Raw genomic sequence first — 13,991 nt, 5'->3', positions numbered from 1 at the left:
AGTCAAGTAATTTAATCATACATTTATCTTCCTATTTATTCTATAGGAACTTTTAACTTTTATAAGTTTTGCTACAAACTATAAATGTGAAGTCCTCACAGATTCCTGACAAAGCTGCACAGGGTCTAATGGACAGATTGCAGGTTAGTGCTGACCTGCATTTTGGTGAAAATATTATTTCCATATCCAATATGGTTGTGGGAATATTAGTGTTTTCTGTGGTTTTTGTAATTTTTCAGCTTTTTTATCTTCGGTCAAGGAAAAAATACCTGGCTGAAAATAAAAAAATGGTCCAATATAGGGTCAATGGATTCCTTTCCGACCTGTTGTTTGGTGATAATCTGGCTGAAGACTATTATGACAGTCAGATCAATGCTTTTAAAAGTAAAATACCACTTCAGAAAAGCTGGTGTAAAGACCTCTTGATTCAAAATATAATTGAATTGGGAAAAAATATCAAGGGAGAAAGTAAATCAGGTTTGTTGTCAGTATATTTTAAATTAGGGCTTCAGGGTTATACTGAAAGATTATTGAGATCAAGCCAATGGTATTTGAAGTCCAAAGCTGTTTATTATTGGAGGGAGCTGAACTACAGTAAAGCTGCTGAAAAAATCTATCCGTTGATTTCACATAGTAATCATGAGTTGAGATCATCTGCACTTTTGGCGTATATCTCATTGGCAGAGTTGGATCCATTACACGTATTAGAAGAATATACAGATAACATCAGCCACGTGGAAGGTTTGAATATCCTCGATGTCATTCAACGAAAAAAGATTAAGAAACCTGAAAATCTTGGCAAATGGTTGGAATTTGAAGAATATTCACATCTTATTTTCGCGCTTAAGTTGGTGGCGTATTATAATGATTTAGATTCTGGCCCTAAGGTGGTTAAATTGCTAACTTCTCTTAATCCAAAAGTCCGACTTGAAGCCATAAAAACCATAGGCAAGCTTTTTTACTTTGATGCAGAACAGACTCTTATTGACTCATTTGAAAACGAGGAGGAAGAAAATCAAATTGAAATTATCCATACTTTAAAGGGGATTGGAGGAGATCAATCCTCTGAATTTATCCATCAGTTGCTTGAATCACCCAGAAGTGCTGAACTACAAATTGCCGCACTTTACACCCTAAAAACGCTTGATCAAGAATTTTCTACACTTGATTTTGGGAGCAATCTTAATTTATTGAAAGCAAAAAAACACGTTGAAGACCCATACCTGACCCAATAATGACGTTCCTAGATAACTATTTGAAATTCTTTGAGATGTTTATTGCAGGCTATGCCTCACTTTACATTTTGATTTATTTGATCATGGCCATTGCCTCTTTTTGGGCCATTAAAAAATATAACAATGCAAAATACACCCTTAAAGATGATGTTTTGGTACGTTCCAATCACCTGATAGGAGTGTCCATAGTTGCACCGGCCTTTAATGAGGAATTGAGCATCATTCACAATGTCAAGTCCCTGCTATCACTCAATTATCCCAATTTTGAAGTGGTTATCGTTAATGATGGCAGTACTGACAATACTTTAACAAAACTCATTGATGAATTTGAATTGGTCAAAGTGGATTTTTATTACGATGAAAAAATCATCACTAAACCGGTAAGAGGACATTATAAATCTACCAATCCTGTATATGACAAACTTTTGGTAGTGGATAAGGAAAATGGGAAAAGTAAAGCTGATGCCTCCAATGCGGGTATCAATTCAGCTAAACATCCACTTTTTATCTGTACAGATGTTGACTGTATTCTCAGAAAGGATACTATCATGAAGCTGGCCAAGCCTTTTATGACTTCCAAAACCAAAGTCATCGCTACAGGTGCACCGATCAGGGCTTCCAACTCCTGCGAAGTCAAAGACGGATTTATGGTTAAAATACATTTCCCAAAAAACTGGTGGGCATCCTTTCAAGAATTGGAGTATATCCGGGCTTTTTTGATGGGTAGAATGGCTTGGAGTCAAATAAACGGCCTGCTTTTAGTGTCCGGTGGATTGGGCATGTTTGATAAAGAAATAGCAATCAAAGCAGGAGGATATTGGCACAAATCCTTAGGAGAAGATATGGAGCTCATCACCAGAATGAGGAAATATATGCACGAAACCAATCAGAAATTCAAGATCCTTTACATTCCTGAATCTCTTTGCTGGACTGAAGTACCTGCTACCAAAGAGGTGCTGATTAGGCAACGTGTGCGTTGGTCAAGAGGACTAATACAGACCCTCAACCTGCATAAGAATATGCTTTTTAGACCAAAATATGGTAAAACTGGATTTTTGATTTTGCCTTATTTTTTCCTTTTTGAGTTTCTGGTCCCTATTTTGGAATTATTGGGGATTATCAGCTTGGTAGTCGCGTATTTCTTTCTTGATTTTAATATTGGGTATTTTTTTAAAGTCACAGGGATTGTTTATTTATTTTATCTCCTTGTTACATTTTTATCAGTTTTGTGGGATGAATGGTTTTATGGTCATTATGCGAGTTGGAAAGAATTAATGAATTTAATTATTAAAGCGGTCATCGAACCCATTGTATACCATCCGTTCAGTCTATATGCATCCATCAAGGGATACGTTCATTTCTTTACGAATAAGGAAGCAAAATGGGGCAATATGCAAAGACAGGGATTTCTAACCAACAAAAAATCAGCAGCATGAGAAGGGTAAAACTGTTCACTTCGGTCATTTTGTTGGGATTATCGGTTTTTTCCTTTGAGTCCAATGCCCAGAAAATTGATACAGACAGTCTATTAATAGAGACAATAAAAGTCACCAATCAGGAAAAAAACTATTCTAAAGCCATTTCAATGGCCCGATTGGGTATACAGGAAGCTCCAGATTACCTGGATTTCCATCTCTTGTTGGGAAGGCTTTATAAGCTTACCGGTAAGGTCGACAGTGCAAGGTATTTTCTTCATTATGTGATTGAGAACAATCAGGCATATGAAGATGCTTATGATTATTTGCTTGGGCTGGAATACGATCAGGGGAATTTCAAGGAAGGAATGCAGATTGCAGACAAAGCTATTGGTATTTACCCTGAAAAAGTTAGTTTGTATAGGTATAAGCATGGTTTTCTTCAATTGCAGGGAGGTGAAAGAGAGGAATTTGATTTTCTTAAAAATGTCATCTCAAAATTCCCTGAGCAATCCGGATTCAGGCAGAGATTGAACCTGTTAGAGCTCCGATTGGATAATGATCGAATTGGTGTGAATTACAGTTTGACGAATTTTGATAGAGATGGAGTAGGCCCATGGCATCTAACAGGGCTTCAATATGTACGGGAAAGAAGATGGGGGGCTCTCGTTGGTAGGGTCAATTATGCCAATAGATTGAGTTCCGGCAGTACCATTGATTCGGGAATTCAATATGAATTTGAATCTTATTTTTTCACAGGTAAGAAATCTTATTCTTATTTAGGGTTGGCCTTTAGTCCAAGTCTGGTGTTTCCTGAGCAAAGGTATGGTTATTCTTTCCATCAAAATCTCAAAGGTGGTTGGGAGTGGGAATTTGGAGGAAGATTTACCTCTGTTACACCTCCAGAAGGTAGGAGAAATTTCAGATCGCTTATCTTAGGTGGTGGAAAATATATAGGTTCTTGGTGGATTAACTTGCGTACATTCCTTCAGAATGAAAAAACTCAATATTACCCTGCCTTTACATTGACTACAAGGTATTACTTCGACACACGATTTGATTATCTTACCTTTATCGGAGGATACGGTACCTCACCGGATGAGAGACAGACACTTGGACAATTTGAAAACAGGGTGGCTTTGGATTCATGGAGAATAGGTTCTGGATATTATCGACTATTAGCCAAAAAGTTTGTCTCAGGAATTCAGGTTATGTACAATAAACAGGAATTTTTTCCAGGTAGAAACCAAAACGAATTTGAATTGATGCTGATGTTGCATTATAAATTCTAGAAAAATGACCCGATTTTTCTTCAAAAAACAAGAAATTGAAAATATTTGGGACCTTAAAAAATATCGATTTTGTGATGAAAAGCACAATGATTATGTTAAAGTCTCTGTAATTTATCATTGCAAAGGCAAATAAAGAGTTAAAGTAAAGATTACCCAATGAAGAAAATACTTCTGATTGAAGATGACCAGCTTATTCTGAAGATGGTGGAGTTTAAATTGAAAAAAGAGGGTTTTCAGGTTTATATAGCCATGGATGGTGATGCAGGTCTGAAAGCTGTTCATGAACTAAAGCCTGATATGGTCATTACAGATTTGATGATTCCTTACAAGTCCGGGCTAGAAATCACCTATTTGGTGAAGAAGGATTTTCCGGAAATTCCTATTTTGGTACTTTCTGCTTTGGGAGAAGAAGAATCATCTGTGCAACAGGCATTTAAGCTTGGAGCAAGTGATTTTATTACAAAGCCTTTTAATCCAAATGAACTTGTTTTAAGAATAAAGAGATTCATTTAATAAGAGAATGCTTATATTGATGAAACAGAAAATGATTTCTTCCTTTCATCAATTCGTTTATGGCAAACAAAGGCGTTTTGCTCAAAGAGCTTTTTACTAATATTCATAAGACCGGAGCTGTAACCTTTAGTTCTCCGGCTTTGGTCAAAAAAATGGTTTCATATGCGGACCTAAAGGGGGCCAAAACCATAGTTGAGTTTGGTGGAGGGGATGGAAGCATCACCTCAGGGATTTATGCCAATATGGATCCTGATGCCGAACTGTTTGTTTTTGAAATCAACAAGAGTTTTTGTGAGAACCTTTCAAAAGATTTTCCATATTCCAATGTGAAAATCATTTGTGATTCAGCTGAAAATCTGGATCATTATTTACAGGACAAAAAGGCATCTTACATTTTCTCCTCATTGCCCCTTACCTTGATTCATAGGACTTCCCGCGAAAAAATTTACCAAAGAAGTAGCAGAAGTTTAGACGAAAAAGGGAAATTTATTCAAATTTGTTACTCCTATTTTTTGAAGTTTCATTTCAGAAGATATTTCAAACAAGTCAGGACTATTTTCACCCTTAAAAATTTTCCTCCTATTTTTATCATGATTTGCAATTGATGTGGTGAAAAGTATGCCGGAAAATATCATGCCCAACATCCTTTCAATGGCTATTATGGAAATGCTCAGGATGAGAAAAGGAGATAGCTTTGGACCTGAGGAAGTGGTGAAATGGATTTATCCTTCTTCTTGGCGTTATTTTATGGATGAAGTATTGGCTCAAATGATGTTGCTATATAGAGAAGGGAAGATATCGGTCAGCCTAAATGGAAAGCTGATTTCAATGCATGAATTACCTGAAGAAAAGGTAAAGATTGGACCAGCATTTTAAACTTCCATATCAAGAAACATGTTATACTCTTCATGAAAAGATTTATCAACTTAAAGTCCCTGATCATGGGGCTTATTTTCATCAGTAATATTGCCTGCGGGCAGACGAACAGCAAAAAGACAACAAAAATGCAAGATTTACCCAAAACAGATGTTCAGGTACCTGAAGGATATGAAGTCGCCACTTTGGGTGGTGGATGCTTTTGGTGTACAGAAGCTATTTATCAGGATTTAATTGGAGTTGAAAAAGTCAGGTCCGGCTACAGTGGAGGCCACATAGCCAAACCTAGCTACCGTCAGGTAACCACAGGAACTACAGGTCATGCAGAAGTGATTCAGTTTTTCTTTGATCCCAAGCAGATTTCATTTGCTGAGATATTGGAAATATTTTGGTCAACCCATGACCCTACTACACTCAACAGGCAAGGTGCAGATGTTGGTCCACAATACCGGTCGGCTGTGTTTTTTCATTCTGAGGAGCAAAAAGAAACAGCTGAATTTTACAAAAAGAAGTTAGATGAATCAAAAGCATTTGACAGGCCTATTATAACAGAGGTAACCCCCTTCTCCAACTTTTATGTAGCTGAAGATTATCATCAGAATTATTTTAATGATAACGGAATGCAGCCTTATTGTCAGTTTGTCATTAGGCCGAAAGTGGAAAAATTCAGAAAGGTGTTTGCTGAAAAGCTGAAGAATTAGCGAGATAAAAATTATTGGAATAAACTAATGAACTGTTTAGATTTGGGTAAAAATAAACAGCCATGAAAAAAGTAATATTGCCTGCACTGATTTTGATTGCTGCTTCATTTGCCTGCACTTCACCAAACTCTTCTAAAGTAGGTTCTCAAGAGGAAGTGGTAAAGGAAGAGAGCAAACCTACCGGTATCTTTGGTGCTGAGATTGATGACAATGGACTGGTTTCTTTGGATCAATTGGTGGCAACTTTGGAATCTCAGGATGAATTTGAGGGTAAAGTAGTAGGGGAGATCAAAGAAGTGTGCTCTATGAAAGGTTGTTGGATGACTATTGATCTTCCAAACGGGCAAACGATGCGTGTTACTTTCAAAGATTATGGCTTTTTCGTGCCTAAAAATTCTCATGGTTATCCAGTTATAATTGAAGGAATAGCTTCTAAAAAAGTGACTGATGTGGCTACTTTAAAGCATTATGCTGAAGATGCCGGAAAATCCCAGGAAGAAATTGATGCCATCACTGAACCAAAGCAAGAATATGCCTTTGAAGCTGTTGGCGTAATCATCAGGGATAATGCATAAATGTCATTCATATCTATTTATTTTAGGATGGTTATTATTCAATTCCTGCGCCCAAAAGGATAGCAGTCAGACTACATTGGCGGTTCAATATCCAAATGAAGATGCCCCGCTGGCTCTGTTGATGAGAGAGGTTTTTCTGGATTTGGAAGAGATCAAGTTTTCTGTGGAACAAGGTGAAAACATTAAATCTTATTTAAAGAGACATAAAGAAATTCTGGTGGCACATCCCACCAATCCTGCGGTTAAAACCGCAACTTTTGAAATGATGGGCAATGCTTACCTGGAAAGTCTAAAAAGACTTGAAGAGAGCCCCAAATCACAATTAAGTGAGAATTACAAAGTTTTGATCAGTTCTTGTTTGGGATGTCATCAACAATATTGTCCCGGACCCATTAAAAGAATACAGTTGTTAAATTTAGGAGATTAAGCGTGATATGGCGATTGCACTGGATAACTTAAGGGTAGGAAGGTTCTACGAGCTTACCAATATGGGAGAGAAGCGTAAAATCGAAATATTGGCCAGACTTTCTGGTTCAAATTTTCAGGTCAAAGATATGGATACCACAGAGGTGTATACTTTGGAGGAGTTATTGAGATGGGGGAAAGGAAAAGATTATGAACTGGACGAAATCATAGTGGAATCCAGTAGAGGCTTGGTGCCGAAACAATTCTGATAAGATTGAATAAAATTGCCATAACAAAGCCCTTTGGAAGATTCCAAAGGGCTTTGTTTTTAGTGAAATGTCCTAAAACCCGGTTCATAGATAATTCTGAGAAAAGAACTCAGACTTTCTCTGTCCCTATTGATGGGGATACCTGTCACGATACCGATCATTAAATTTTCAGCTAGACCGACACGCATTTGTGGCCTAAGAACTGTTTCTAATTTGCCATTTTGGACTTCCTTATTGACTTCTAGCCCGACAAAGTTTCGGGTACCTGTAATCATATAATGAAAATTGGTATGGAATTCATAGGTGATGTTCCTTCGCAAATCAAATTCCTTTTCTATCCTTGGACCGGTATAGATCAATGTATGGTAGTTTCTTCCCCATCTTTTGGCTGCAATGAAGAAAGGGTTATAGATATTGCCTTTGAACAATTCATTTTGCCCAAGTTTATTCAAATCCACAAACTCAAATTCATGGATATAACCAAGGGCAAGAGTAGTTTTTGCTTTTTCTGAAACCAGAAAGGACCATTGGGTGGCTAATTTCAGAGATTCTATTCGATTTGCAGGCCGATCTAAGTCAGAAGGAAGATCTCCCCGCATGGTATAGAGGGTTACAGGCAACTCTACTTCAAAACCTAAACGGTCAATGGGGGCCCATTCATATTCGACCAAAGCCTCATATTTATCAAAACCTCTTTTATCAGTCATTCCAAGTCCTACATTCCATTCTTTTTCTCCTTTTCTAGCGCCCAGGTCACGGATTAGGTCAATATATAAAGGTTCCGCATGCAGAACTTTGGGTTTTTGAGTTGGCTTACTGTCTTCAATTTCCGATAGGAAGAGACTGTCCAGAATAATTCTTTCAAGTTTCACACTATCCAATTCTGTTTCAACCTGGCCAAATGTCCAGGAAGTGATGAAGACAAAGCACATTGAAATCAGTGATTTTTTCATCATTATTAAATAATTATGCTTAAGATTTTAAAGAAAAACGTTTTCAAATCTCAGTGTAATACGGCAAACCAGGTCGTAGGTTTAAGCCAAAATGGCAAGATCCAAGGTGTAAGATTTGAATGCGTATTAAGAAAATAAAAACACCTTTTTGGGTGGAGGAGAGTTGATTTCCAGAGATGTGGATTCAAAAATGTTGAGATAATATCCATTAGGTTTGGTTTCTGAAAAGTGAAATTCAAGAGAAGTATTTACTTGATGCCAAACATAAAGTTTGATGTCTGAGAATTTCTTTTTTTCGTGAGGGACTTCCGTATCCGGTATGGTTTCCTCATCCATTTCAAGTACAAATTCCAAAACTAATTCCGCTAATGAGTCAATGGGATCATGTTGATTCAAAAGAGAGGAATCTATAGAGGAGGCTGTATAAAAATTTGCCGTTAAATTGATAAAGTTTACCAATAAAAGATAAATTACACCTTGTGAAAACTTCTGTCTTTTCAAGCGCATCAGCATGTCGTAAAGTTAGTTAATTTAAAGCGAAATGGCTATTTTGCACTTCAGTATCAGCATCTATTATAAGTGATTTGTATCACGGTATTTTGATTGAAAATTCGTTAAATCGCACAAAAATCTCATTTAGATATGAATAAGAAAAGTCTTGGAGCAGCTATGCTACAGGGTAAATGTCCTAGTTGTCGGGAAGGTAATATTTTTCCTACACCTATCTTTAGTTTTAGAAAATTAACAGAAGTACACCATAGATGTCCCAAATGTCAGGCCGTATTTACCCCAGAGCCTGATTTCTATTATGGGGCAATGTTTATTTCTTATGCATTTTCAGTGGCATTGATGGTAACGGTTTTTACGGCGATCAATATTTTGACAGATAATGCGCCCTTATCAGCCTATCTGATCACAATTGTGGTCAGTAATGTGCTTCTTTTGCCGCTAATGTTGAAATATTCCAAAGTTTTATACCTCTATTGGCTTGGTAAATTGAAATACGATCCTGAAAAGGCTAAAGCTGTCAAATAAAATAGTCAAGGTAGTTTCAATTAAACTGCCTTGATTATTATTGTATTGAGATATATTGGGCTATTTTTTTAACACTAACTTAGTTAAAAGAGTAGAGGAGAGTGGTTTGGCAAAAATACTCCTGTTCGTCCAACTAACTTCATGTATAAAATTGGACAGTCGAATTTTTTATATTCCTCCAAATGTTAATTTAATAAAAATTGGGATTTACTTGGATAGGGGATTCTGCGCCTGAATGGATTGCTTGAGTCAGGTTATTGATTATTCATCCAAAACTCATATTTTATGCCTAATTATTTACGAAATAATGAATTGATAGCAAAAAATGTTTTTGGAGAACCTATTATGGTTTGTAGTTCTTATCCACTTACTGGATTTTACAGAAATGGCTGCTGTGAAACAGGTCCGGATGATTTGGGAACACATACGGTATGTGCAGTGATGACAAAAGAATTTTTGGAATTCAGTTTCAGTATGGGAAATGATCTGATTACCCCGAGGCCAGAGTATACATTTCCAGGTCTTCAGCCAGGCGATAAATGGTGTTTGTGTGTAAGCAGATGGGCGGAAGCATATAAAGCAGGAATAGCCCCATTAATCATATTAGAAGCCAGTCATGAGAAAACGCTGGATTATATTTCGCTTGAAGAATTGGTGAAATTCGCTTTTATCTAAATTATTAGGTTCTTTTTTATATTTCCAGAACTTGAGGTTTAACTTAGTTCATAATGGGGAAATCTATTTTAATTTATTTTCTGATTTTTTTAGTTATCGGTTTTAATGAATCAAAAGCCCAGTCAGAATTCAAAAGAAATACGGTGTTTGGAGAACTGGGTGGAAGTTCCTTTTTAGTTTCAATTAATTTCGACAACGTTATTCCCTTTTGGCCCTATCTGTCCTTTGGCTATAGTTTTTAATTTACCTAATTTGCCCATTTCCTCTGACCACCCACTTATAAGAAGTAAGTTCCTTCATGGCCATCGGTCCTCTGGCATGTAATTTTTGCGTACTGATGCCGATTTCTGCACCTAATCCAAATTGATTGCCATCTGTAAATGCTGTAGAGGCATTGGCATAAACAGCAGCTGCATCCACTTCTTTTAAAAACCGTTCGATATTTTCAGGGCTTTCCGAAATGATGGCTTCACTATGTCGGGAGCTATATTGGGCAATATGTTCCAAAGCTTGGTCCATGTTTCCCGCTGTTTTGATGGCCATTTTAAGCGATAGGAATTCTGTGCCAAAATGACCTGCCTCTGCAGGCTTAATCAAAGGGTGAGAGGGGAGATATTGGAAAGCCTTTTCATCAGCAAAAATATGCACATCTTTTTCCAAAATAGGTGTTACAAGTTGTGAAAGCTCATTCAATCTAGATTTATGAATGATCAGGCAATCCAAGCTGTTGCACACACTCGGTCTTCTGGTTTTGGCATTGAGGATGATTGCTTTTCCTTTTTCCAAATCTGCCGATTCATCAAAATAAGTATGCACAATGCCAGCGCCTGTTTCAATGACCGGTACTTTTGAGTTTGATCGTACAAAATCAATCAGGCCCTGACTTCCTCTCGGGATGATCACATCTATGTATCCAACAGCTTCCAGTAAAGCCTGGGTAGCTTTCCTGTCAGGAGGGAGTAGCAAATAGGCATGGATGGGAATTCCATTTTTCTCCAAGGCCTGATGGATAACTTTCATAATGGCTTTATTGGAATGATCTGCATCTGATCCACCTTTAAGTATCAGGGCATTTCCTGATTTCAAAGCCAGGCAAAATACATCAAAGGTCACATTTGGACGAGACTCATAGATAACTCCTAACACCCCAAGTGGGACGGAGATTTTGCGGAGTTCAAGTCCATTATCAAGTACTCTTTTTTCCAATTCATGCCCCAAAAGACTTGGAAGGTTTTTTACTTGATTTACTTCTTCCAATATGGCAAGGATTCTTTCCTCCGTCAATAATAAACGGTCATATTTTGGATCTTTAGGGTTGATCTTGGAAAGGTCTAGCCTATTGGCTTCCAGTATTTCAGGAATGACTTTTTTGCTAAGGATAACCAAATCATCCAAGGTGGTCTGGATTTGCTTTTCGGTCACATGGCTTAATTTCCTTGAGGCTGATTTTAATTCCTTAAAAACTTTGTCAAATTCACTCATATGTAAAAAGATAAAGGTAGTCGTAATGGATAATAGGTTTTTGTTTTTTTTGTCCGATTTTTTCTCCTAGCGCTTTCATGCTATAGGCTGCTTTTCCAAGGCCTATTCGATTACCGGAATCATCAACAATTCTTATAATATCACCCTTTTCAAAATCTCCGGAGCATGAAGTTATGCCAACTGGCAGGAGACTGCTGATCTTATTGGAAAACAAAGCTTTTTTTGCCCCTTCATTTATCATGATTTCTCCTTTGTAATATTGCTCCCCATGTGCCAGCCATTTTTTTGGACTATGTTTGATAGGAGAAGGATCAAAGCGGGTACAAATGGCGCTTCCGTCTAGAATTTCATTTAAGATACCTTCTTTTTTACCATTGGCGATGAATACCTGAATCCCAAGGTTGGCAGATTTTTTTGCCATGTTCAATTTGGTCAACATTCCCCCTCTTCCAAAGGAAGATTTACTGGCCTGTATGAAGTTGGATAAATTCTGGGTAAGTTGGTCTACCATTTGAATAAGTGTGGAATCAGGTAGCTCAGGAGGGCCTGTATAGACCCCATTCACGTTGGTTAATAATATGAGCGTATCGGCATTGACCATGGCAGCAGTCAGGCTTGCCAATTCGTCATTGTCAGTAAACATCAACTCAGTAATAGCCACAGTATCATTTTCGTTGATCACTGGGATGATTCCTTGCGAAAGCAGTCCTTCAATACAATTTTTCATATTAAGGTAATGCTTTCTGTCCCTGAAATCTTCTTTAGTAACCAAGATCTGAGCAATGGAATGACCTAATTCGGCAAACATGTTTTGATAGGTATGGATCAAGGCTATTTGACCATTAGCGGCCCATATTTGCTTTTTGAGGACGGGATTGATCTTTTCAGGTAAATGTATGTGTTGCCTACCAAAAGCCACTGCTCCCGAAGTAACCAGAACAACTTTTTTGCCTTTGTTTTTCAATAAGGAGACCTGTGTACAGAGTGACCTGATCCTGGAAAAATCAGGCATTCCATTTTCCTGGGTGACTACATTAGATCCGATTTTAATTACACAAGTTTGCAAAAGAAGCTGTTTTTATTATTGAATTCATACAAAATTAAGCTTCTTGTTAAGAAAAATACTATTTTACTTATTTTATTTTACCAATTCAAAAAAGAAACAGTGGTTTTAGAACCACCGTTTTCTTTTAAAGTAAATCACCATCAAAATGGAAATTCCAAGAAATATAGACCATGTAAACCAATAGCCATATTCCCATTTCAATTCCGGCATATACTCAAAATTCATCCCATACACTCCGGCCACAAAAGTCAAGGGAATGAAAATGGTCGCAATGATGGTCAGTGTTTTCATCACCTCATTTTGCTTAAGGCTGATATTGGTCATGTATATTTCCACCAAGGTGGTAATAGATTCTCTTTGCATCTCGAGATTTTCCATGATCTCAACTGTCTGCTCATAAATATCATTGATAAAAGGAAGCGTTCTTCTTTTGATGAGGAAAGATTCTGATTTTTTGAGTGTAGAAAGCAATTCGCGAGTGGGCCAGATGACTTTTTTCAGAAGTTGGATAGATTTCCTTTGGTTGTAGATTTCACTGAGCTTGACCCTTTTTTCCTCACTGATGATTTCGTCTTCTAGAACCTCAATTTTGTCAGTTACTTTTTCCAGTAAAGAATAATATTCATCGACTATGGCGTCTAAAAGAGTATAGGCAAAGTAGTCAGTTCCATGTTTCCGTATTTTACCTGAGGGATTTTCTATCCGGACTCTTATACCGTCAAAAATATCAAAGGCATGTTCCTGAAATGAAATCACATAATTTTTCCCTATTACAATACTGACTTGTTCGGCCTCTAAATCGGCGAGGTTATTACGTGAATAAAGCATTTTTACCACAATGAGGATAAAATGATCGTAGATTTCGACCTTCGGCCTTTCCTGAGTATTGATGATGTCTTCCATAGCCATGGTATGGAGGTCAAAAATATTTTTTATTTCATTGAGAAGATCAATGTTGTTCAGGTTTGGCATGTTGAGCCAGAATTTATGTTCGGATTCTAAAAATGGTATGATTTGCTCTGAGTTAGTAATATGGTGTTTTTCAAAATGTCCTTCTCCAAAACTGTAAAGGTCAAGGCTTATGGGATGCTTTACTTCTTGTGAGGAATCCATCATAGAATACTTTTCATTTTTTCAGGCGTCAGAGGCTTTTCAAGAAAATTGTGGACCACTTCATAATTTAATGCTTTTTGTCGATCCTGAAAATCAATTGAACTTGAAAGCATGACAATTTTGTCATTTCTATCCGTGAATTCATTCATATATCGGTTCAAAAAATCCCATCCATTCATCACAGGCATGTTAATATCAAGAAGTATGAGCAACTTTTCTTTTCCTTTGAGCTCATGAATCCTTTCGATGGCCTTTTCTGCTTCAAGATATTCTTCTATCTTATCAGATACATCAATTTTAGAGATCAGCCTTCTGTTGATCAGGTTATTGATGGGGTCATCATCTATGAGCAGTATGGAATAATAAGGATGCATTTAATTCCAAGC

The 13,991-nt window shown here is 37.1% G+C and carries 18 protein-coding genes; 12 read left to right on the top strand and 6 right to left on the bottom strand.

Annotated features, from left to right (window positions below):
- Window positions 1-68: 68 nt before the first annotated feature.
- The 10 genes from ACFFIP_RS03650 (at window position 69) to ACFFIP_RS03605 (ending at window position 7,281) form a co-directional block, all read left to right on the top strand.
- Window positions 69-1,235 (top strand): HEAT repeat domain-containing protein, encoded by a 1,167-nt coding sequence (locus tag ACFFIP_RS03650; protein WP_382386205.1) that lies wholly within the window; start codon window positions 69-71, stop codon window positions 1,233-1,235.
- A complete protein-coding gene (locus tag ACFFIP_RS03645) occupies window positions 1,235-2,671 on the top strand; it encodes a glycosyltransferase family 2 protein (protein WP_382386204.1) in 1,437 nt (478 codons plus the stop codon). Before ACFFIP_RS03650 ends, ACFFIP_RS03645 begins: the two co-directional genes overlap by 1 nt.
- Window positions 2,668-3,942 (top strand): YaiO family outer membrane beta-barrel protein, encoded by a 1,275-nt coding sequence (locus ACFFIP_RS03640; protein WP_382386203.1) that lies wholly within the window; start codon window positions 2,668-2,670, stop codon window positions 3,940-3,942. The genes ACFFIP_RS03645 and ACFFIP_RS03640 overlap by 4 nt, the downstream gene beginning before the upstream one ends.
- A gap of 156 nt (window positions 3,943-4,098) precedes the next feature.
- The gene (locus ACFFIP_RS03635) at window positions 4,099-4,455 is read left to right on the top strand and encodes a response regulator transcription factor (RefSeq protein WP_382386202.1); all 357 of its coding nucleotides are present in this window, start codon (window positions 4,099-4,101) and stop codon (window positions 4,453-4,455) included.
- Window positions 4,456-4,514: 59 nt separating this feature from the next.
- On the top strand, window positions 4,515-5,060 hold the full coding sequence (locus ACFFIP_RS03630; protein WP_382386201.1) for a class I SAM-dependent methyltransferase: 546 nt from the start codon (window positions 4,515-4,517) through the stop codon (window positions 5,058-5,060).
- A gap of 13 nt (window positions 5,061-5,073) precedes the next feature.
- The gene (locus ACFFIP_RS03625) at window positions 5,074-5,331 is read left to right on the top strand and encodes a DUF3253 domain-containing protein (protein WP_382386200.1); all 258 of its coding nucleotides are present in this window, start codon (window positions 5,074-5,076) and stop codon (window positions 5,329-5,331) included.
- 32 nt (window positions 5,332-5,363) lie between these two features.
- Window positions 5,364-6,032, top strand: coding sequence for a peptide-methionine (S)-S-oxide reductase MsrA (msrA, locus tag ACFFIP_RS03620; RefSeq protein WP_382386199.1), 669 nt, complete (start codon window positions 5,364-5,366; stop codon window positions 6,030-6,032).
- 62 nt (window positions 6,033-6,094) lie between these two features.
- Window positions 6,095-6,607, top strand: coding sequence for a DUF4920 domain-containing protein (locus ACFFIP_RS03615; protein WP_382386198.1), 513 nt, complete (start codon window positions 6,095-6,097; stop codon window positions 6,605-6,607).
- On the top strand, window positions 6,600-7,034 hold the full coding sequence (locus ACFFIP_RS03610) for a hypothetical protein (protein ID WP_382386197.1): 435 nt from the start codon (window positions 6,600-6,602) through the stop codon (window positions 7,032-7,034). Before ACFFIP_RS03615 ends, ACFFIP_RS03610 begins: the two co-directional genes overlap by 8 nt.
- 7 nt (window positions 7,035-7,041) lie before the next feature.
- Window positions 7,042-7,281, top strand: coding sequence for a hypothetical protein (locus ACFFIP_RS03605; protein ID WP_382386196.1), 240 nt, complete (start codon window positions 7,042-7,044; stop codon window positions 7,279-7,281).
- A 59-nt stretch (window positions 7,282-7,340) separates the two neighbouring features.
- On the opposite strand, the gene ACFFIP_RS03600 is transcribed toward ACFFIP_RS03605, so the two are convergent.
- A complete protein-coding gene (locus tag ACFFIP_RS03600; protein ID WP_382386296.1) occupies window positions 7,341-8,234 on the bottom strand; it encodes an HAEPLYID family protein in 894 nt (297 codons plus the stop codon).
- Window positions 8,235-8,360: 126 nt separating this feature from the next.
- Window positions 8,361-8,741: a hypothetical protein gene (locus ACFFIP_RS03595; protein ID WP_382386195.1), complete on the bottom strand. Its 381-nt coding sequence runs from the start codon at window positions 8,739-8,741 to the stop codon at window positions 8,361-8,363.
- A gap of 135 nt (window positions 8,742-8,876) precedes the next feature.
- Here ACFFIP_RS03595 and ACFFIP_RS03590 point away from each other — a divergent pair, with 135 nt between their 5' ends.
- Complete coding sequence (locus ACFFIP_RS03590) at window positions 8,877-9,269, top strand: DUF983 domain-containing protein (protein ID WP_382386194.1); 393 nt, start codon at window positions 8,877-8,879, stop codon at window positions 9,267-9,269.
- A gap of 315 nt (window positions 9,270-9,584) precedes the next feature.
- Window positions 9,585-9,944, top strand: a complete 360-nt coding sequence (locus ACFFIP_RS03585; protein WP_382386295.1) for a DUF2237 family protein — start codon at window positions 9,585-9,587, stop codon at window positions 9,942-9,944.
- A 243-nt stretch (window positions 9,945-10,187) separates the two neighbouring features.
- Here ACFFIP_RS03585 and ACFFIP_RS03580 read toward each other — a convergent pair whose 3' ends face one another.
- The 4 genes from ACFFIP_RS03580 to ACFFIP_RS03565 form a co-directional block, all read right to left on the bottom strand.
- Entirely contained in the window at window positions 10,188-11,426 is a 1,239-nt protein-coding gene (locus ACFFIP_RS03580) for a glutamate-5-semialdehyde dehydrogenase (protein WP_382386193.1), read from the bottom strand.
- The gene (gene proB, locus ACFFIP_RS03575) at window positions 11,419-12,492 is read right to left on the bottom strand and encodes a glutamate 5-kinase (protein ID WP_382386192.1); all 1,074 of its coding nucleotides are present in this window, start codon (window positions 12,490-12,492) and stop codon (window positions 11,419-11,421) included. The genes ACFFIP_RS03580 and proB overlap by 8 nt, the downstream gene beginning before the upstream one ends.
- Window positions 12,493-12,597: 105 nt before the next feature.
- A complete protein-coding gene (gene corA / locus ACFFIP_RS03570; RefSeq protein WP_382386191.1) occupies window positions 12,598-13,608 on the bottom strand; it encodes a magnesium/cobalt transporter CorA in 1,011 nt (336 codons plus the stop codon).
- A complete protein-coding gene (locus ACFFIP_RS03565; RefSeq protein ID WP_382386190.1) occupies window positions 13,605-13,979 on the bottom strand; it encodes a response regulator in 375 nt (124 codons plus the stop codon). Before ACFFIP_RS03565 ends, corA begins: the two co-directional genes overlap by 4 nt.
- Between the last annotated feature and the right edge of the window lie 12 nt (window positions 13,980-13,991).

The organism is Fontibacter flavus (genome assembly GCF_042432905.1).
Taxonomy (GTDB): domain Bacteria; phylum Bacteroidota; class Bacteroidia; order Cytophagales; family Cyclobacteriaceae; genus Fontibacter; species Fontibacter flavus.
The sequence above is the reverse complement of the archived record's forward strand: the minus strand, read 5'-3'. Positions and strand labels throughout refer to the sequence as shown.